This window comes from Methylibium rhizosphaerae, from assembly GCF_006386545.1.
Lineage (GTDB): Bacteria > Pseudomonadota > Gammaproteobacteria > Burkholderiales > Burkholderiaceae_C > Pseudorivibacter > Pseudorivibacter rhizosphaerae.
The window spans coordinates 124933-142948 of the sequence record NZ_SWAR01000006.1; the positions used below are offsets into that span (position 1 = coordinate 124933).

An 18016-nucleotide genomic window follows, 5' to 3' on the forward strand; every position below is an offset into this window, starting at 1 on the left:
GTTGCACCGCTGCGGCGCGGGCCGTGATGTTTTGCACGTGGCCCTGTTCAACATCGGTGCGCGCGGGCCGATAGTCCGTGCATCGCTTTCTTGCCTCCGGTCGAGTGCCGTATTTGCGGCCGAGGTATCCACATGCACGAGTCTTCCGGTGCCCTGCCCGCGCGCTTCCTGCGTTGCCGTCGACTGTTCCTGAACAGCCTGTCGTTGCTGCTGCTGCTGCTGGTGCCCGCGCTGGCGCAGGCCGATCACGGGCAGGACGACCCGGACGAAGACCTCGCACGGCTGCTCGAGGCGCAGGTCGAGAGTGTTTCCCGCTATGCCGAGAGCACCCTCGATGCGCCCGCGGTGGTGCGGGTGTTCCCGCGCGAGGACGCGCGGCTGCTGGGCCACACCACCGTCGGCGAGATGCTGCAGCGGCTGCCGGGCGGCTACCTGACCAGCGACCGCAGCTACACCTCGTTCGGTCTGCGGGGCTTCAACCGCCCGGGTGACTACAACTCGCGCACCCTGATGACGATCGACGGCTATCGGGTCAACGACGTCATCTACGACCAGGCACTCCCCGACAACACCTTCCCGCTGCCGGCCGACTGGGTCAAGCGCACCGAGCTGATCTACGGTTCGGCGTCGTCCGTCTACGGCGGCAATGCGCTGTTCGGGGTGGCCAACTTCGTCACGCTAGACGGCGCCGACGCGCCGGGCGCGGCCGCCCGGGTGAGCTTCGGCAGCTTCGGTACCCGGCGCGCGATGGCGCAATACGGCTACAGCAGCGGCCAGGCCGACGGGTACTCGACCGACGTGTTCATCGGCGTCATGGGCCTGCGATCGCGCGGCGAAGACCTGAGCTTTCCCGAGCTGGCTTCGCCGGCCGCACCCGATGGCGTGGCACGCGGTCTCGACGGCACCCGCCAGCACGGCCTGCTGGCCAAGGCGCGCCTGGGGCGCTGGCGCGTCACGCTGGCGGCCAGCGAACGCGACAAGAACATCGCCACCGGCGAGTTCGGCACCGTGTTCGGCGCCGACGGCACCCGCTACGTCGACGGCTACGCCTTCGGCGAGCTCGCATGGGACGGCGCATGGCGCGCCGACCTGCGCACCAGCGCGCGCATCAGCGTGTCGACCTACCGCTACCGCGGCCGCTACGTGCTCGACGAGGGCGAGCCTGCCTACCTGATCAACCACGACGACCTGCGCGGACGCTGGCTCGGCGCCGAATGGCGCCTGCAGTGGCGGCGCTGGACCAACCATGCGGTGGTCGCCGGCATGGACCTGCGCCGCACGCTCAACGCCCGCCTGCACAACTTCGACGAGGAACCGCCCGCGGTGGTGCAGGACGTTCGTGTCAGTTCGACCGGCTACGGCTTCTTCGCCCAGGACCAGATGCGCCTGTCGGAGCGGTGGTCGCTCACGCTGGGCGCGCGGCTCGACCATGCGCCGACCCACAACGCGGAGTTCTCGCCGCGCCTCGCACTCGTGTGGCGCCCCGGCGCTGCGCAGGCTTGGAAGCTGAGCGCCGGCCGTGCCTTCCGTTCACCGAACCTGTCGGAGCGCTACTACGAGGACGGCGTGTCGCAGGTGGCCAACCCGGGCTTGCGCTCCGAATCCATCCGCACCGTCGAGCTGGCCTGGGAGCATGCGCTCGATGCGCACACCCGGGTGTCGGCCAGCGTGTATCGCTACAGCCTGAGCAACATGATCGATTTCGTGCTGCCCGAGGGCGAAGACATCGGCCAGTACCAGAACATCAGCCGTGCCGGCACCACCGGCATCGACACCGAGGTCGAGCATTCGGCCTCGACCGGCTGGCGCTGGCGCGCCAGCGCCTCGGTGGTGCGCGCCCGCATCAACGGCGAGCGGCCGCACAACTCGCCGCGCTGGCTGATGAAGGGCCATGCACTGGCGCCGCTGGCCACCGGCTGGTGGCTGGGCGCCGAGCTCGATGCGCTGGGCGCGCGGCGCGGACCGCAGCCGGTGGAGGCCTGCATCATCGTGAACGGCGTGCTGCGCCATGCGATCGGCACGCGCCAGGAGCTGGCGCTGCGGGTCACCAACCTCGGCGATGCGGCAGCCTACGACGTGCCCACGCCGGGTCTTTCGGTCGACCGCGTGCCGCGCGCGCGCCGGGCCTTCACGCTGGACTGGCAGGCTGCCTTCTGATCCGGCGATGACGCGCAGCAGTTCCCCAAGCCTTTCGGCCCGCCTGCCGCAGCTGCGGCGGCTCGGTGCCGCATGGCTGATCGCGGTGACCGCCGCGGCAGGCTCGGCGCCGGGCCCGGCGCGGGCGCAGGACAACCCACGCAGCGAGCCGCAGCTGAAGGCGCAGATCGTCTTTCGCGCGCTGCTGTTCGTCCAGTGGCCGCGCACGGCCGCTGCCGACGGACCGCTGCGCTTCTGCGTGTTCGACGAGTCGCCGCTGGCCCTTGCGCTGCGCGACTTCGACGGCCGCCGCGTCAACGACCGCATGCTGCAGTGGCGCCGCGTCGGCGTGGAGCAGCTGGCCACCTGCCAGGTGGCCTATGCGGGCGGTGCGTCCGGCCTCGCCGCGCTCGCGCGCAACGACGTGCAGGGCATCTTCTGGGTCGGCGACGAGCTGGGGCTGCTCGAACGCGGCGTGATGCTCAACCTGCAGGTCGACGGCGGGCGAGTCGTGTTCGACGTCGGCCTGGGCGCGCTGCGGCGCCAGGGGCTGGACATCAGCGCCAAGGTGCTGCGGCTGGCCCGCTACGTGAAGGAATCATGATGCGCTGGCAAGGCTTCGATGCCGAACCGCCGCTGCTGGCGCAGGGCACTCCAGGCGAAGGGCTGCTGGCCGCGGCTGCGATGCTGCTGCTGGTGGTGGCACTCACCGTGCTGCAGTACGGCGCCTTGCGCGAGCGGCTGCGCGAGGAGCTGCTCACCCAGGCCGAGATCGTGGGGCGCACCGTCAATGCGGCCGTGCTGTTCGACAGCGAGGCCGACGCGCGCGAGATCCTCGCGTCGCTGAGCGGCTCGCCGCTGGTGGAGTCGGCCCGCCTGTTCCGCGCCGACCGCACCAGCCTCGCGGCCTACCGCCGTGCGACGCCGGCGCCGCACTGGTGGGCCCGTCACGCCGGCACCGAAGAGGTGGAGCACACCATCGTCGCCAACGGCATGGCGATCGGGCGGCTGCAGATGTCGGCCGAACGCACCGGCGTGTGGACGGCCCTGTTCAAGTTCGCCGGCGGCGCGCTGTCGGTGATGCTGGTGGCGCTCGCGCTGGCGGCCGTGGTGTCGCGCCGCATGCGCGCCAAGGTGCGTGAAAGCGAGGCGCGCACGCGTTTCCTGGCCACCCACGACGCGTTGACCGGCCTGCCCAACCGCAGCACCTTCCAGACCCTGATGCATCACGCGAAGGGCCACTGGGACCGCCATGCGCGCACCGACGCGCTGCTGTTCGTGGACCTCGACAACTTCAAGCAGATCAACGATCGCATGGGCCATGCCGCCGGCGATGCCGTGCTCAGGCAGGTGGCCGTGCGCCTGCGCGCCTCCGTGCGCGAAGGCGACGTGGTGGCGCGCCTGGCGGGCGACGAGTTCGCGCTGCTGCTCGAGTCGATCAACGCCAACGTGGCCACCCGGGTGGCGGCCGAGCTGGTGCGCACGCTGCCGCAGCCGATGCAGGTCGAGGGCAACGAGCTGCGCGTGTCGGTGTCGGTCGGGGTGGCGCTGCTGCCGGCCGATGCGCGCACGCCCGAGGAAGCGATGCGCTGCGCCGACGCCGCCATGTACCAGGCCAAGCGCACCGGCAAGGACGGCTACCACTTCTACTCGTCGCAGCTCGGCGATGAGATGAAGGCGCGCCTCACGCTCGAGACCGACCTGCGCGCCGGCATCCCGCGGTGCGAGATCTCGCTGGCCTACCAGCCCATCTTCGACGGCCAGGGCCGGCTGGTCTCGTTCGAGGCGCTGTCGCGCTGGCACCGGCCCGGCATCGGGCCGGTGTCGCCGGCCGAGTTCATTCCTGTGGCCGAAAGCTCCGAGCTCATCGTGCCGCTCGGGCTGTCGGTGCTGCGCCGCCTGCGCGCCGACCTCGACGCCTGGCAGCACGCCGGCCTGGAGGTGCCGCCGGTGGCGCTCAACCTGTCGTCACGCCAGTTCCGCCGCGACGCGCACCGGCAGGGCTATCTCGACGCCTTGCGCGAGCTGTCGCTGGGGCCGGCCACGGTGGAGTTCGAGCTCACCGAGTCGAACGTCTTCGAGGACATGGATTCGCCGCACTCGGTGGTGGTGGCGCTGCAGAGCCTGGGCTATCCGCTGGCCATCGACGACTTCGGCACCGGCTACAGCTCGCTGGGCTACCTGCGGCGCATGCGCTGCCGCAAGCTCAAGATCGACCGGCTGTTCATCAAGGGCGTGTCGGGGTCCGAGGAGGCGTCGATGCTGGTGCAGTCGATGATCGACGTGGCCCATGCGCTGCAGATGGTGGTGGTGGCCGAGGGCATCGAGACCGAACGCGACCATGCCCACCTGCGCGCACTCGGCTGCGACTACTACCAGGGCTTCGGGCTGGCCCGGCCGCTCACGCCCGAGGATGCCGCCGCGCTCATGAGGCGGCAGGCGCTGGGCGAGTACGCCAGCATCGCCGCCGCGGCGCCCGCAGAGCCGGCGCACAGGCAGCAGACCTGAGCGCCAGCGGCGCGCGGTGCACCGCGCGCACCACTACATGCCCTTGAAGAGGTGCGTGTAGCTGCGGCTCACCTCGAGCTTTTCGGGGTGGCCCTTCACCGACACCAGCTGGCGGCCGCGCAGGTCTCGGGTCACGCCGGCGATCGCGCGCGCGTTGACCAGCGTCGAGCGGTGGATCTGCCAGAACTCGTGCGGGTCGAGCTCGTCGATCAGCTCCTTGATCGGCTTGCGGATCAGGGCCTCCAGCGTGGCGGTCTGCACCCGCGTGTATTTTTCGTCGGAGATGAAGAACAGCACGTCGGCGACCGGGATCATCTGGATGCTCTGGCCCACGGTGGCCTGGATCCAGCGCAGCCGGGCCGGGGCGGCGGCGCCGCCGCCGCCCTGCAGCTGCGTCGTGAGCCTGGCGAGCAGGTCCTGCAGCGAGGCGTTGTCGGGCCCTGCCGCAGCCTCCGGCGCCTGGCCACCCCGCTGCACCAGGCGCTTTTGCAGGCGCTGCACCGTGAGCTGCAGGCGTTCCTTCTCGGCCGGCTTCAGCACGTAGTCCACCACGCCCTGCTCGAAGGCCTCGATCGCGTACTGGTCGTAGGCGGTGATGAAGACGATCTCGCAGCCGCTCCATCCGTCGACCGGCTCGAGCCGCGCGATCTCGCGGGCCGCCTCCACGCCGGTCATGCCGGGCATGCGGATGTCGAGGAACACGAGGTCGGGCCGGTGCTCGGCCACCAGGGTCACCGCCTCGGCGCCGTGGCGGGCTTCGGCCACGATGTCGAGCTCGGGCCAGACTTCGGCCAGGCGCGCGCGCAGCTGCTCGCGCATCAGGCGTTCATCGTCGGCAATGACCGCGCGCACGGGCTCGGCAGGAGGGGTCGGGTTCATGGGGCGCCATGGTAGTGCGTCCGCCCCCGCGCGGGCGACGAATGCACCGCGGTCCGTCAGGCTTCGTGGTCGCCCACGCGGGTCTGGTAGGGCACGGTGATCGTGACCACCGTGCCGCTGGGCGTGTTCTCGGCGATCCTGAGCTGGCCGCGCGTGCCGTACAGCAGCGACAGCCGCTCGCGGATGTTGGCCAGGCCGGTGCCGGTGCCGGCGGTGGCCGCCTTGCCGAAGCCCAGTCCGGTGTCGGCCACGGTGACCACCAGCTTGCCGTGCACGATCTCGGCGCCGACCCGCAGCAGCCCGCCTTCGGGCTTGGGCTCCAGGCCGTGCTTGATGGCGTTTTCCACCAGCGACTGCAGCATCATCGGCGGGAACTCGGCGCTCAGCAGCCCTTCGGGCACGTCGATCTCGGTCATCAGCCGGTCCTCCATGCGCACCTTCAGGATCTCGAGATAGGGCTTGATGACGCCCAGTTCGCGGCCCAGGTCGCGCGTGCCGTTGGCATTGGCCTCGCGCATCGTCGGCATGCTGGCGCGCAGCAGCGCGATCAGGTTCTTCTGCATCTTGCTGGCCCGCGGCGGGTCGGTCTCGATCAGGTGGTCGATCGACGCCAGCGTGTTGAACAGGAAGTGCGGTTCCACCTGCGCCTGCATCGCGGCCATGCGCGCCTCCACCACCTGGCGCTTGAGCGACTCGGCCTCGGCCACCTCGGTGGCATGCGCCGCCTTCACCTCGGCCTGCAGTTGGCCCTTGTAGGTGATCTTGATGATGGCCGACGCGAAGATCCACAGCAACGCGAGGTCGGGCAGGAATTCGCCGAGCCGCCGCGTGCGGGTGCGCAGGCGCGGCACGCCTTCGCGCGCGGCCTCTGCCGCTTCGATCTGGGCTTCCCGGGCTTCGCGCTTGGCCTCCTCGGCTTCGGCCATGGCCTCCGCCACTTCGCGCCGGGCTTCCTCGACGGCACTCCTGACCTCGCTGGCCACGCCGGGCGGCAGGCGGATCTCGATGGTGCGCTCCAGCTCTTCCACGCTCGACGCGGCGGAGGCGGCCGCCTGGGCTGCCTCGACCGCTTCGGCCTGTGCGGCCGACGCCGCCGAAGCCGCCTGCTCCGCCTTGGCTACCCGCTTGGTGATGCGCACGCCCCGGTGATCGATCGAGATGTCCACGCCGTCCTTGTCGGCGGTGGCCGGCTGTTCGATCTTCACCAGCGGCTCGTCGCGGTTCGGCGCCGGCGGCTTGGGCGGCTTGGGCACCTGGTTGCCGGCCGTGCGCGTCTCCTGCCCGTCGTGCGGCAGCACCTCGGTGATCTTGATGTTGAACGGCGGGATCGACTCCAGCAGCGACGCCGTCACCAGCAGCAGCACCGAGAGCAGGAAGAAGCGCTTCCAGCTGATGCTGACCAGCCAGCTGGCATAGGTGTGGAAGGCGCCCAGCGTGCCGGCGGCAAAACGCTGCCAGCCGCTGGGGGAGATGGAGTGGGTCTTCGGGTCCATGGGGGCGCACTGTACGGGGGCGCCGCCGGGTGCAGCCACGGGCATGTGACACACCGGCCCGGGCGGAGGACAGGCTGCAGCAGCGGGCGACGAAGCGGAGCAGCGGCGCCGCCTTTCGCCCTACAGGAGTTCGATGCCGTCGAGCTCCCGGGCGCAGGTCTGGCGCACCGTGGCCACGAAGTCGGTGACGAACGGCCGCTCGGCCAGGGCCTTGGGCACCACCGCATGCAGCTCGCTCCACAGGCCCGGCGCGGCCAGGCGCTTGGCGAGCACGTAGTCGTGCTCGACGTAGTTCTTGACGCCCCAGTTGGGCAGGGCGGCGATGCCGCGCCGGCTGGCCACCAGCTGCAGCACCGCGACGGTGAGCTCGGCGGTGCGGCGCGCCAGGGTGATGCCCGCCGGCTTGAGCACTTCGCGGATCAGGTCGATGCGCTCCTCCGGCACCGGGTAGGTGATGAGGGTTTCCCCGAGGAGGTCCTGCGCGGCCAGCCGGCGCTTGCCGCGCAGGCGATGTTCCAGGGCCATCACCACCAGGATCTCGAAGCGGAACAGCGGCATCGAGCGCAACGCCCGGTCGCGCGGCGGCTTGCCGGCGATCACCAGGTCGGCCCGGCCGGCCTTGATGAGCGCGAGCGGGTCGGGGTGGAACCCGGCCACCAGGTCGAGCTCCACCTCGGGCCAGCGCTGGCGGAAGTCGTCCATCACCGGCATCAGCCAGTCGAAGCAGGTGTGGCATTCGAGGGCGATGCGCAGCTCGCCTCGCGTGTCGCTGCGCAGGCGCTGCAGGTCGCGCTCGGCGGCTTCGAGCCCGGGCAGCACCATGTGCGCCAGCGCGAGCAGCCGCTGCCCTGCCGGCGTGAAGCGCAGGCCGGCACCGGTGCGCTGGAACAGCGACACGTCGTAGTGCTCCTCGAGCGCGCGCACCTGGTGCGACAGCGCGCTCTGGGTGAGGTGCACCCTCTCCGCCGCGGCGGCCAGCGTGGCCGAGGCTTCGATGGCAAGCAGCGAGCGCAGGTGGCGGATCTCCAGCATATGAATCCGATTCAACTCGAGCCGAAAAACTTTCGCTTGATTGTAGGGGGCCGGTTCCCGAGACTGCCGGGCTCTGTCATCACGGAAATGCACCAGCCATGGCCCAAACACATGTCCTCGGCCTGCCGCGCATCGGCGCGCAGCGCGAGTTGAAGTTCGCCGTCGAGAGCTTCTGGCGCGGCGAGAGCGGCGAAGCCGCGCTGCAAGAGACCGGGCTGGCCCTGCGCCGGCGCAACCGCGCCCTGCAGGCGGCCGCCGGGCTGGCCAGGGTCACCGCGGGCGACTTCGCCTGGTACGACCACCTGCTCGACACGGCGCTGCTGCTGGGCGCGGTGCCGGAGCGGTTCGGACTCGATGCGCGTCGCATGACGCTCGCCGACAGCTTCAAGCTCGCGCGCGGCACGCCGTCGCAGCCGGCCATGGCCATGACCAAGTGGTTCGACACCAACTACCACGTGCTGGTGCCCGAGGTGGGGCCGGGCACGCAGTTCGGCGAGGGTGTCGAGTGGCTGTACGAGGCGGTGGCCGAGACGCAGGCCGAAGGCTTCGCGGCCAAGCCGGTGCTGGTGGGACCGCTCACCTTCCTGTGGCTGGCGCGTTCGGCCGACCCGGCTTTCGACCGCCTGGGCCTCGCGCCCGCGCTGGCGACGGCCTATGCCGCGGTGCTCAAGCGGCTGAAGGCACAGGGCGTCGAATGGGTGCAGCTGGACGAACCCGCGCTCGCGCTCGACCTGCCGCCCGCCTGGCTGGATGCCGCCGGAACGATGCTGCAGGTGGCCGCGGCCGATGCACCCCGGCTGCTGCTGGCCACCTATTTCGAGCGGGTGGACCAGCACGCCGAGCGCATCGCGCAATGGCCGGTGCAAGGCATCCACCTCGACCTCGTGCGTGCCCCGCGCCAGCTCGACACGTGGCTCGCGCACCTGCCGTCGCACTGGGTGCTGTCGGCGGGCGTGATCGACGGCCGCAACATCTGGCGCTGCGACCTGCGCCGCGAACTCTCGCGCCTGCAGCCGCTGCAGCAGGCGCTGGGCGACCGGTTGTGGGTCGCGCCTTCCTGTTCGCTGCTGCACGTGCCGGTGTCGCTGGCCTTCGAGGGGCCGTCGCTGCCGGCCGACGTGCGCGGCTGGCTCGCCTTCGCCCACGAGAAGCTGCAGGAACTCGCCGTGCTGGGCCGCGCGCTCAACGAGGGCACGGCCGTCGTGCGCGAGGAGCTGGCCGAGGCCGACGCCGCGATCGCTGCCCGGCGCGAAGCGCCGCGCGTGCACAACGCCTGGGTGCGCCGCCGCCTCGCCGGTGTCGACGAGTCGATGACGCAGCGCAACAGCCCCTATGCCCGGCGCGCCGAGCTGCAGCGTGCCGCGCTGCAGCTGCCGCCGCTGCCCACCACCACCATCGGCTCGTTCCCGCAGACGCCGGCCATCCGTGCCGTGCGTGCGGCGCACAAGCGCGGCGAGCTCGGGGCGTTCGACTACCTGCAGCGCATGCGCGCCGAAATCGCCGACGCGGTGGCCCGCCAGGAAGCGCTGGGCCTGGACGTGCTGGTGCACGGCGAGGCCGAGCGCAACGACATGGTCGAGTACTTCGGCGAGCGGCTGTGGGGCTTCGCCTTCAGCGACAACGGCTGGGTGCAGAGCTACGGCTCGCGCTGCGTCAAGCCGCCCATCATCTACGGCGACGTGTTCCGCCCGGAGCCGATGACGGTCGACACCGCGCGCTATGCGCAGTCGCTCACCGAGCGGCCGATGAAGGGCATGCTCACCGGTCCGGTGACGATGCTGCAGTGGTCCTTCGTGCGCGACGACCAGCCGCGCGAGCAGACGGCGCTGCAGATCGCGCTGGCCATCCGCGACGAGGTCAAGGACCTCGAGGCGGCCGGCATCCGCATCATCCAGATCGACGAGCCGGCCTTCCGCGAAGGGCTGCCGCTGGCCCGGGCCGACTGGGACGCCTACCTCGCCTGGGCGGTGCGCGCCTTCAAGCTGGCCTCGTGCACCGTGGCCGACGCGACGCAGATCCACACCCACATGTGCTATTCGGAGTTCAACGACATCCTGCCGTCGATCGCCGCGATGGATGCCGACGTGATCACGATCGAGACCTCGCGTTCGCGCATGAAGCTGCTCGACGGCTTCGGCCGCTTCGCCTACCCGAACGAGATCGGCCCCGGCGTCTACGACATCCATTCGCCCCGGCTGCCGTCGCCGGAGGAAATGCTGGCGCTGCTGGACCGGGCGGCCGGCGTGATCCCGCCCGAGCGGCTGTGGGTCAACCCGGACTGCGGCCTCAAGACCCGTGGCTGGCCGGAAACCGAGGAAGCCTTGCGGCGGATGGTGCAGGCCGCCCGGGCCCTGCGCGAGCGCCTGTTCCCGGCACGAGCGCAGCAGCAGGAGACGGCGCCGGCGCCCCTGAGCGCGAGGTTGTAACCGGCGGCTGCGGGGGCCTTGCGGAAACCTAGCCAAAACCCCATGTGCGTCGCGCGCTCCGCAGGGATAAGCTGCCCGGCGGGGCGCACGCACAGTGGAGGAACAACATGGCGCCAGTCGAGGCAGACAGCCCGTCCAGCGAAGAAGCGATCACGGGCAAGGTCCTGTACATCGAGGACGATCCGACCAGCATGGCCATGGTCGAGGCGATGCTGACGCGGTTTCCTGGCGTGACGCTGCTGCAGGCCGGTTCGGGGGTGGAGGGCGTGAAGGTCGCCCGTGAAGAGCGGCCCGATCTGATCCTGCTCGACATGCACCTGCCCGACACCGGCGGCCTCGAGGTGGTGCGCATGCTCAGCGCCGACTTCGACTTCTACAAGCCGCGCATCAACATCCTCACCGGCGACCGGCTCACCATGGACATCCTGAAGGCCATGAGCCTCGGCGCCTTCGAATGCTGGGTGAAGCCGCTGCAGATGGACGTGCTGGAGAACGGCCTGCGGCGCGCGCTCACCGGCCGCAAGGCCGACCCGGCCCACGCCTACCCGTATCGTTGACCGGCCCTAAGGACGCGAGCCGAGTTCCGGCGGCAGCCGGGGCTTGGCCGGGTGGGCCTGTTCGTAGGCTTCCTGGCAGCCCAGGCAGCGTTCGGCAGCCGGCTGCGCCTGCAGGCGCGCCAGCGGAATGTCGGCATCGCAGTCCACGCAGCGGCCGTAGCGGTCCTGGGCCATGCGCTCCCGCGCCGCCTCGATCTGGCGCAACTCCTCGATGTCGCGCTCCTCGTCGGCATGACGCACCGCACCACGGATGCGCTCCTCGGCCACCTCGCCGTCGTCCTGCACATGGCTGTGGGGCACGGCACTCGGCTTGTCGCCCGCAGCCGCCCGGCCGCTGCGGACCTCTGCCTGCAGCTGCGCCTCTCGCTGGTCGAGCCGTCGCTGCAGATCGCGCAGGTCTGCTTCGGCAAGTTCGCTCATCTTGATCTCCTGGTGAGGGTATTGCTCCTGGGCGGCAAGCGATGTGCCCTCAGCCCGGAGCTCGTTGCGGGCTGCCGGCATCAACCGAGCGCTACGATTGCGCTCCAGTTCAATGCCCCTCAAGGGGCCAGCCCTCATGATCGCCTGCTATCTCCGCTACATCGTCGACGCATCGAAGCTCAAGGAGTTCGAGCACTACGGCAAGCTGTGGATTCCGCTTGTCGAGAAGTTCGGCGGAAAGCACCTCGGTTACTTCCTTCCCGCCGAGGGGGCGAACAACGTTGCGCTCGCCATCTTCACGTTCCCCTCCCTCGCGCTCTACGAGGAATACCGAACCAGGTCCTTCCAGGATCCTGAGTGCCAGGCTGCATTCAGGTACGCCGACGAGACGAAGTGCATCGTCAGCTACGAGCGAAGCTTCTTCCGTCCTGTGTTCGGCTGACCGCTCGTTCGATTCGCAGCTCAGATGAGCCGACCGCCTCGCGCATCCGCCATCACGCTGCTCGATGCAGGGGTTGCCTTTCATGCCGATGTCAGGTTTCGTGCCCATGAAACTTGACCCGTCCGTCGAGCGGCACGTTCGGGCGTCCGACATCCTCGACCCCGTGCTGCCGCGCCTGCGCAACGGCCTGCTGCTCGCATGGGCCGCGTTCTGGCTGCTGATGCTGCTGGTGGGGGTGCAGGAGGAATGGCGCGACGGCTCGCGCCATTGGTGGTGGCGACCGGTGCTGGGCGAGGGCAGCTCGGCCCTGGTGGCCACCGCGATCGCGGTGGCGCAATGGCGCCTCGTGCAGCGGCTCGACCCGCTGCTCGCGAGTCCGGCGCGCTGGTTCGCCCGCGTGCTGGTGTGGCTGCCGCTGCTGGCGGCCGGTTTCGTGCTCGCCATCTTCGGCCTGCGCTGGGGCGTGCGCGAACTGGCCGGGCTGCCGCACGGGCGCGAATCGCTGGGCGCGGCCTTCTTCTACGAGGCGCTCAAGTTCTCGATCTTCTACCTGCTCTTCAGCGGGCTGCAGTTCGGCCTGCGCTCCTACCTCGCCTGGCATGCCGAACGCCTGCGCGCCGAGCGCCTCGCGCGGCTGTCGCAGCAGGCCCAGCTGGCGCAGCTCACGCAGCAGCTGCAGCCGCACTTCCTGTTCAACGCGCTCAACACGGTGTCGTCGCTGATCCACACCGACCCGCAGCTGGCCGACACGCTGCTGATGCGGCTGGCCGCGCTGCTGCGGGCCGCCACGGACGTGAGCCGGCGTCCGCAGCAGCCGCTGGCCGAGGAGCTGGCGCTGCTCGAAGGTTATGCGGCCATCATGTGCGAGCGCTTTGCCGACCGGGTGCGGCTGCAGTGGGACATCGACCCGCGTGCCCGCGCCTGCCTCGTGCCCACACTGGGGCTGCAGCCGCTGCTCGAGAACTGCTTCTGCCATGGGGTCGAGCGGCGCATCGCGCCGACCAGCATCAAGGTGTCGGCGCAGCTCGACGCCTCGGCACAGCGCCTGCGCATCGTGGTGGAAGACGATGCCGGCGTGCTCGCCACCTCGCCGCCGCCCGACGGCGTGGGCCTGGGCAACCTGCGGCAGCGTCTGGCGGTGCTGCATGGCGACGAGGCCCGCCTGGAAGTGCGGCAGCGCGACGGTGCACCCGGCGTCGTGGCCACGGTGGAGCTGCCATGCGTGTCCTGATCGTCGACGACGAAGCCCCGGCCCGCGCGCGCCTGCGGCGCCTGCTGGCCGCGCTGCCGCAGGTCGAGGTGGCCGGCGAAGCCTCCGACGGTGCGATGGCCCTGCAAATGGCCGCGCAGCTGAATCCCGATGCCTTGTTCCTCGACGTGCAGATGCCCGAGGTCGGCGGGCTCGACGTGGCCGCCTCGCTGCCCGACCCGCGGCCGGTGGTGGTGTTCGTCACCGCCTACGACCAGTACGCGCTGCAGGCCTTCGAGGCCGACGCGATCGACTACCTGCTCAAGCCGGTGGAGCCGGAACGCTTGGCGCGGGCGGTGGCCAAGCTGCAGGCACGCGAGGCGCTCCCTCGTGCCGCTGCGGCGGTGCCGGCGCAGCTGCTGATCGCCGACCGCGGCCGGACCCACGTGGTGCCGTGCCGCGACATCGACTGGCTGGAGGCGGCCGACAACTACGTGACCGTGCATGCCGGCGGCCGGGCCCTGCTGATGCGGCGCACCCTGGCCGGCCTGCTGGCCGACCTCGGCGAGGCCTTCGTGCGCACCCACCGCAGCGCCGCGGTGGCGCTGGCGCAGGTGGCCGAAGTGCTGCCGCGTGACAAGGGCGATGCCACGCTGCGCCTGCGCGGCGGCGCCGAAGTGCCGTGCAGCCGGCAGTACCGCACCGAGGTGATGTCGCGGCTGCAGCGCCACGGCTGATCCGGATCGCCACACGCGAGGCCCGTTTCGCCCCAACGCGCTGGCGAGTGCGCCGTGGCCTTCCTAGGCTTGCGGCATGAATGCACCCCACACCTCCACCTCGCGGCTGTACTTCCTCGACTGGCTGCGCATCGGCGCGTTCGCGCTGCTCATCGTCTATCACGTGGGCATGTACTACGTGAGCTGGGACTGGCACGTGAAGAGCCCGTTCGCCGACGGCGCGCTCGAGCCGTGGATGCGGCTGAGCTCGCCGTGGCGTTTGTCGCTGCTCTTCCTGGTGTCGGGTGCCGCCACGTCGCTGCTGCTGCAGCGCGGGCGAGCCGGCTTCATGGGCAGCCGCTCCAAGCGCCTGCTGTGGCCGCTGCTGTTCGGCATGGCGGTGATCGTGCCGCCGCAGGCGTACTTCGAGGTGCTGCACAAGCACGGCTACGCGGGCGGCTACCTCGACTTCCTGCGGCTGTACTTCACCGGCTACGGCGGCTTCTGCGCCAAGCCCGGGCAGTGCCTCATCCTGCCGACCTGGAACCACCTGTGGTTCGTGGCCTACCTGTGGTGCTACACCGCGGCGCTGTGGACGCTGCTGCGGCTGGCGCCGGGCCTGCTCGACGCGATGGGCCGCCGGCTGCCGCAGGCGCTGGGCGGCGCGCGGCTCATCATCGTGCCCATCGCCGTGCTGGCGCTGCTGCGGCTGTCGCTCGCGCCGCGCTTCCCGTCCACCCATGCCCTGCTGGACGACTGGTTCAACCATGCCACCTACCTGAGCGTCTTCCTGCTCGGTGCGGCGCTGGCCCGTGCGCCGGACCTGTGGCGGCAGTTCGTGCCCTGGCGCTGGTTCGCCCTGCTGGTCGCGCTGACCGGCTGGGCCCTGCTGGTGGCCTTTGCGGCGGCCTACACGCCGCAGGTGCCGGCGCCCGAGCCGCTGCGCATGGTGGCCCGCTCGGTGTACGCCTGCGTGCAGTGGTGCGCCATCGTGGCCGTGCTCGGCTTCGCGGTGCTGCACTTCAACCGCGACCATGCCTGGCGGCCCTACCTCACCGAGGCGGTGTTCCCGATCTACATCCTTCACCAGACGGTGACCGTGCTGCTTTCGCAGGCGCTGCTGCCGCTCGGCTGGCAGCCGGCGCTCGAAGGGCCGCTGCTGGTGGTGGGTACCTTCGTGCTGAGCTTCGCCGGCTACGAAGCGGTGCGGCGGGTCGGGTGGCTGCGGCCGTGCTTCGGGCTGGCCGGCCCTCCAGGCCAGCCGCTCAGGCGGCCCGGCGTTGTGCAGGCCTCGCCTGGTAGCGGGCGCGAGCCGCCATCACCTGCGGCATGTGGGTCTCGATCCAGTCGGTGAGTCCCACCACGTGCGCCGCAGCGCCGCGGCCCAGCGGCGTGAGGCTGTAGTCCACGTGGGGCGGCACCACGTCGTGCGCGACCCGCAGCACGAGGCCGTCGGACTCCAGGCATTGCAGCGTCTGCGCCAGCATGCGTTCGCTCACGCCGCCCACGGCGCGCCGCAGCTCGGCGAAGCGATGCGTGCGCTCGGCCAGCACCATGAGGACCAGCACGCCCCAGCGGCTGGTCATGTGCTGCAGCACCTGCCGCGAAGGGCACATCTCGGCGCGCAGGTCGCCGCGCACCAGCGGGGGCTTGCGACGGGGCGTGCCGGCGGGTGCGCGCGGGGCCGTGGTACTTACCTTCATGTGCGTACTTCCGAAAAGTAAGTGCCAATCCTACAGTCGCGCCTTGTTCCGCTTTCTCACTGCCAAGGACTCCACCATGACCATTGCCGTCACCGGCGCGACCGGCCAGCTCGGCCGCCTCGTCATCGAACAACTCAAGTCGCGCGTGGGCGCCGGCGCGCTGCTGGCGCTGGTGCGCGACCCGGCCAAGGCGGCCGGCCTTGGCGTGACCGCTCGCGCAGCCGACTACGACCGCCCCGAGACGCTGGCTCCGGCGCTGGCGGGAGTCGAGACGCTGCTGCTCATCTCTTCCAGCGAAGTGGGGCAGCGCGTGGCTCAGCACCGCAACGTGATCGACGCAGCGCGCGCCGCCGGCGTGGGCCGCATCGTCTACACCAGCCTGCTGCATGCCGATGTGTCGCCGCTGAGCCTGGCGGCCGAGCATCTGGAGACCGAGGCCATGGTGAAGGCCAGCGGCCTGGCGTTCACCGTGCTGCGCAACGGCTGGTACACCGAGAACTACACCGGGTCGCTGGCCGCGGCGGTGGCCCATGGGGCCCTGATCGGCAGCGCGGGGGAGGGCCGCATCTCGTGGGCCGCGCGCGCCGACTTCGCCGAGGCGGCGGCGGTGGTGCTCACCACGCCTGGCCACGAGGGGCGGGTGTACGAGCTGGCCGGCGACGATGCCTGCACGCTGGCCGACCTGGCGGCCGAGGTGTCCCGCCAGGCCGGCAAGGCCGTCGCCTACAACAACCTGCCGCCCGCCGACTATGCGGGGGCGCTGGCCGGCTTCGGCCTGCCGCCCGCGCTGGCGCAGGCGATCGCTTCATGGGACGTCGACGCGTCGAATGGGGCGCTGTTCGACGACGGCCGTGTGCTTTCGCGGCTGATCGGGCGTCCCACCACGCCGCTGTCGCAGGTGGTGGCCGCCGCGCTGGCGTAGTCCGACCGGAAAGAAAAGCAGCCGCTGCGTCACCGCAGCGGCTGCCGGCCGAAAAGGCAGAAAAAGGGCCCGAAGGCTCAGACGAAACCGAGCGAACGCTTGGTGCCGAAGTTGCGCAGGTTCGGCAGGATCTCGTCGAGCTGCGCCTCGCCCGCGCCGAACCAGCGCAGCAGCGTGGCGGCGTACTGGTCCACGCTGGCGGTCGGGATCCAGCGGCCCTGCTTCTCCCAGCCGCTGTCGCCGGCGTCGTTCGGGCCGCCGAGCACCAGCTCGGGGTAGGCGCCGTAGGTCATGCCGCCCTTCACCGCGCCGCCCATCACGAAGTGCATGTTGCCCCACGCATGGTCGGTGCCCTTGCTGTTGTTGGGCTTGAAGGTGCGGCCGAAGTCGCTCTGCGTGAAGGTGGTGACCTGCTGGCCCATGCCGATGTTGGCCATGGCCGCGTTGAAGGCCGCCAGCGCATCGCCCAGTTCCTTCAGCAGGTTGGCATGCAGGCCGTTGGTGACGGCCGTGCCGATCTGGCCCGCGTGGGTGTCGAAGCCGCCCAGCGTGGCAAAGAAGATCTGGCGGTTGCCGCCCACGGTGGCGTTGGCTTCCACCAGCTTGGCGATCTGGTACATCTGCTTGGCAAGGCCGCTGGTGAGCTGGCCGCCGCTGATGACGTTGGCGAAGCCGGCGTTGATGCCGGCCGAGGCATTGGCGTCGCCCGGCTGCACCTTCACCACGTTGGACAGGCGCGCCGCGGCCTCGTTGGCCTTGGCATGCTGAGCCGACAGGGCGGTGGCGAGGTTGAGGTTCTGCGATTGCGCATACATCGCCTCGAGCGCTTCCTTGCGGCGCGCGGCCGGGCCGTAGGTGAGGTCGGCGCCCTGGATGCCGATGACGCCGAGCGTCGAGCCGGGGGCGGGCAGCACCAGGGGTGCTGCCTGCAGCGACAGGCCGAAGCGGCCGTTGCCGCCCACCGAGATGACCGGGTTGGCGGTGCCCATCGTCACCGAGGCACGGCCGCCCCAGCCGGTGCGCCACAGCGCGTTGGTGCCGCCGGTCTCCCACAGCGTCTGCTGGTCGGAATGCGAGAACAGTGCGTCGGGCCGCAGCGGCGACGAAGCCGGCGCCGCCATGAACTCGGCCTTGGTGACCGGCGCATACAGCGGGCCCACGTTGAACACCGGCGCCAGGTGGCCGGCACGCCAGACCGGCTCCAGCCGGGCCAGCGACGGATGCAAGCCGTAGTCGCTGTTCGCCAGCCCCACCAGGCTGCCCTGCGGCAGCGCCAGGGCGCCGCGCACCGAGCTGTACTGGTTGTAGCGGGTGGCGTCGGTCGGGACGATGCTGTTGAGGCCGTCGTTGCCGCCGTACAGGAACACGCACACCAGCGCCTTGTAGTCACCAGCGGCACGCGCCTCCTGCGTGGCCAGCAGCAGGTTGCCCAGCGAGCCGGTGCCCAGGGCGCCGGCAGCGGTGCCGGCCATCTGCAGCCAGCGGCGGCGGTTGAGATTCGAATTCATGTCATTGCTCCATTGCGTTGTGCGCTTAGGCGCACGAATGAGGTGTTGCCGCGCGGACGCCGCGGATCCGGCTTTGCCGGTCCGG

Annotated in this window: 16 protein-coding genes; 10 read left to right on the forward strand and 6 right to left on the reverse strand. The window is 70.7% G+C overall.

The window, feature by feature from the left end; translation table 11 throughout:
• The first annotated feature begins 132 nt into the window (after positions 1-132).
• The 3 genes from E8D38_RS07105 to E8D38_RS07115 are packed head-to-tail and all read left to right on the forward strand — an operon-like array spanning position 133 to position 4644.
• Positions 133-2157, forward strand: a complete 2025-nt coding sequence (locus E8D38_RS07105; RefSeq protein ID WP_140627293.1) for a TonB-dependent receptor plug domain-containing protein — start codon at positions 133-135, stop codon at positions 2155-2157.
• Positions 2158-2164: 7 nt separating this feature from the next.
• Positions 2165-2740 carry a YfiR family protein gene (locus E8D38_RS07110; RefSeq protein ID WP_181178967.1) on the forward strand — a complete coding sequence of 192 codons (576 nt, stop codon included), beginning with the start codon at positions 2165-2167 and terminating at the stop codon, positions 2738-2740.
• Positions 2737-4644 carry a putative bifunctional diguanylate cyclase/phosphodiesterase gene (locus E8D38_RS07115; RefSeq protein WP_140627297.1) on the forward strand — a complete coding sequence of 636 codons (1908 nt, stop codon included), beginning with the start codon at positions 2737-2739 and terminating at the stop codon, positions 4642-4644. Before E8D38_RS07110 ends, E8D38_RS07115 begins: the two co-directional genes overlap by 4 nt.
• Before the next feature lie 33 nt (positions 4645-4677).
• Here the strand turns inward: E8D38_RS07115 and E8D38_RS07120 are convergent, their stop codons facing one another.
• The 3 genes from E8D38_RS07120 to E8D38_RS07130 form a co-directional block, all read right to left on the reverse strand.
• Positions 4678-5523 carry a LytR/AlgR family response regulator transcription factor gene (locus E8D38_RS07120; protein ID WP_140627299.1) on the reverse strand — a complete coding sequence of 282 codons (846 nt, stop codon included), beginning with the start codon at positions 5521-5523 and terminating at the stop codon, positions 4678-4680.
• 56 nt (positions 5524-5579) lie between these two features.
• Positions 5580-7016, reverse strand: coding sequence for a sensor histidine kinase (locus E8D38_RS07125; protein ID WP_140627301.1), 1437 nt, complete (start codon positions 7014-7016; stop codon positions 5580-5582).
• A 120-nt stretch (positions 7017-7136) separates the two neighbouring features.
• Positions 7137-8048, reverse strand: coding sequence for a LysR substrate-binding domain-containing protein (locus tag E8D38_RS07130; protein ID WP_140627302.1), 912 nt, complete (start codon positions 8046-8048; stop codon positions 7137-7139).
• Positions 8049-8146: 98 nt separating this feature from the next.
• On the opposite strand from E8D38_RS07130, the gene metE reads away from it, so the two are divergent.
• Together metE and E8D38_RS07140 are read left to right on the forward strand one after the other, a co-directional pair.
• Positions 8147-10474 (forward strand): 5-methyltetrahydropteroyltriglutamate--homocysteine S-methyltransferase, encoded by a 2328-nt coding sequence (gene metE, locus E8D38_RS07135; RefSeq protein ID WP_140627304.1) that lies wholly within the window; start codon positions 8147-8149, stop codon positions 10472-10474.
• 107 nt (positions 10475-10581) lie between these two features.
• Positions 10582-11031 carry a response regulator gene (locus E8D38_RS07140; protein WP_140627306.1) on the forward strand — a complete coding sequence of 150 codons (450 nt, stop codon included), beginning with the start codon at positions 10582-10584 and terminating at the stop codon, positions 11029-11031.
• 6 nt (positions 11032-11037) lie between these two features.
• Here the strand turns inward: E8D38_RS07140 and E8D38_RS07145 are convergent, their stop codons facing one another.
• The gene (locus tag E8D38_RS07145) at positions 11038-11451 is read right to left on the reverse strand and encodes a TraR/DksA family transcriptional regulator (protein WP_140627308.1); all 414 of its coding nucleotides are present in this window, start codon (positions 11449-11451) and stop codon (positions 11038-11040) included.
• A gap of 136 nt (positions 11452-11587) precedes the next feature.
• Here E8D38_RS07145 and E8D38_RS07150 point away from each other — a divergent pair, with 136 nt between their 5' ends.
• The 4 genes from E8D38_RS07150 (at position 11588) to E8D38_RS07165 (ending at position 15152) form a co-directional block, all read left to right on the forward strand.
• Complete coding sequence (locus E8D38_RS07150) at positions 11588-11893, forward strand: NIPSNAP family protein (protein ID WP_140627310.1); 306 nt, start codon at positions 11588-11590, stop codon at positions 11891-11893.
• Between the two features lie 106 nt (positions 11894-11999).
• The gene (locus E8D38_RS07155; protein ID WP_181178968.1) at positions 12000-13124 is read left to right on the forward strand and encodes a sensor histidine kinase; all 1125 of its coding nucleotides are present in this window, start codon (positions 12000-12002) and stop codon (positions 13122-13124) included.
• A complete protein-coding gene (locus E8D38_RS07160; RefSeq protein ID WP_140627315.1) occupies positions 13112-13819 on the forward strand; it encodes a LytR/AlgR family response regulator transcription factor in 708 nt (235 codons plus the stop codon). The genes E8D38_RS07155 and E8D38_RS07160 overlap by 13 nt, the downstream gene beginning before the upstream one ends.
• Before the next feature lie 76 nt (positions 13820-13895).
• Positions 13896-15152 (forward strand): acyltransferase family protein, encoded by a 1257-nt coding sequence (locus E8D38_RS07165; RefSeq protein WP_140627317.1) that lies wholly within the window; start codon positions 13896-13898, stop codon positions 15150-15152.
• Here E8D38_RS07165 and E8D38_RS07170 read toward each other — a convergent pair.
• A complete protein-coding gene (locus E8D38_RS07170; protein ID WP_140627319.1) occupies positions 15064-15501 on the reverse strand; it encodes a winged helix-turn-helix transcriptional regulator in 438 nt (145 codons plus the stop codon). The genes E8D38_RS07165 and E8D38_RS07170 overlap by 89 nt on opposite strands.
• Before the next feature lie 76 nt (positions 15502-15577).
• Between E8D38_RS07170 and E8D38_RS07175 the strand changes: the two genes are divergently transcribed.
• Positions 15578-16423 carry an SDR family oxidoreductase gene (locus E8D38_RS07175; protein WP_140627321.1) on the forward strand — a complete coding sequence of 282 codons (846 nt, stop codon included), beginning with the start codon at positions 15578-15580 and terminating at the stop codon, positions 16421-16423.
• A gap of 77 nt (positions 16424-16500) precedes the next feature.
• On the opposite strand, the gene E8D38_RS07180 is transcribed toward E8D38_RS07175, so the two are convergent.
• Positions 16501-17931 (reverse strand): DUF1501 domain-containing protein, encoded by a 1431-nt coding sequence (locus tag E8D38_RS07180; RefSeq protein ID WP_140627323.1) that lies wholly within the window; start codon positions 17929-17931, stop codon positions 16501-16503.
• Positions 17932-18016 lie beyond the last annotated feature (85 nt).

Bases quoted from the DNA above. Each gene is read 5' to 3' on its own strand.
- E8D38_RS07120 (WP_140627299.1), bottom strand. From the start codon at position 5,523: ATGAACCCGACCCCTCCTGCCGAGCCCGTGCGCGCGGTCATTGCCGAC.
- E8D38_RS07115 (WP_140627297.1), top strand. From the start codon at position 2,737: ATGATGCGCTGGCAAGGCTTCGATGCCGAACCGCCGCTGCTGGCGCAG.
- E8D38_RS07175 (WP_140627321.1), top strand. From the start codon at position 15,578: ATGACCATTGCCGTCACCGGCGCGACCGGCCAGCTCGGCCGCCTCGTC.
- E8D38_RS07150 (WP_140627310.1), top strand. From the start codon at position 11,588: ATGATCGCCTGCTATCTCCGCTACATCGTCGACGCATCGAAGCTCAAG.
- E8D38_RS07180 (WP_140627323.1), bottom strand. From the start codon at position 17,931: ATGAATTCGAATCTCAACCGCCGCCGCTGGCTGCAGATGGCCGGCACC.
- E8D38_RS07125 (WP_140627301.1), bottom strand. From the start codon at position 7,016: ATGGACCCGAAGACCCACTCCATCTCCCCCAGCGGCTGGCAGCGTTTT.
- E8D38_RS07140 (WP_140627306.1), top strand. From the start codon at position 10,582: ATGGCGCCAGTCGAGGCAGACAGCCCGTCCAGCGAAGAAGCGATCACG.
- E8D38_RS07170 (WP_140627319.1), bottom strand. From the start codon at position 15,501: ATGAAGGTAAGTACCACGGCCCCGCGCGCACCCGCCGGCACGCCCCGT.
- E8D38_RS07160 (WP_140627315.1), top strand. From the start codon at position 13,112: ATGCGTGTCCTGATCGTCGACGACGAAGCCCCGGCCCGCGCGCGCCTG.
- E8D38_RS07130 (WP_140627302.1), bottom strand. From the start codon at position 8,048: ATGCTGGAGATCCGCCACCTGCGCTCGCTGCTTGCCATCGAAGCCTCG.
- E8D38_RS07105 (WP_140627293.1), top strand. From the start codon at position 133: ATGCACGAGTCTTCCGGTGCCCTGCCCGCGCGCTTCCTGCGTTGCCGT.
- E8D38_RS07155 (WP_181178968.1), top strand. From the start codon at position 12,000: ATGAAACTTGACCCGTCCGTCGAGCGGCACGTTCGGGCGTCCGACATC.
- E8D38_RS07165 (WP_140627317.1), top strand. From the start codon at position 13,896: ATGAATGCACCCCACACCTCCACCTCGCGGCTGTACTTCCTCGACTGG.
- E8D38_RS07110 (WP_181178967.1), top strand. From the start codon at position 2,165: ATGACGCGCAGCAGTTCCCCAAGCCTTTCGGCCCGCCTGCCGCAGCTG.
- metE (WP_140627304.1), top strand. From the start codon at position 8,147: ATGGCCCAAACACATGTCCTCGGCCTGCCGCGCATCGGCGCGCAGCGC.
- E8D38_RS07145 (WP_140627308.1), bottom strand. From the start codon at position 11,451: ATGAGCGAACTTGCCGAAGCAGACCTGCGCGATCTGCAGCGACGGCTC.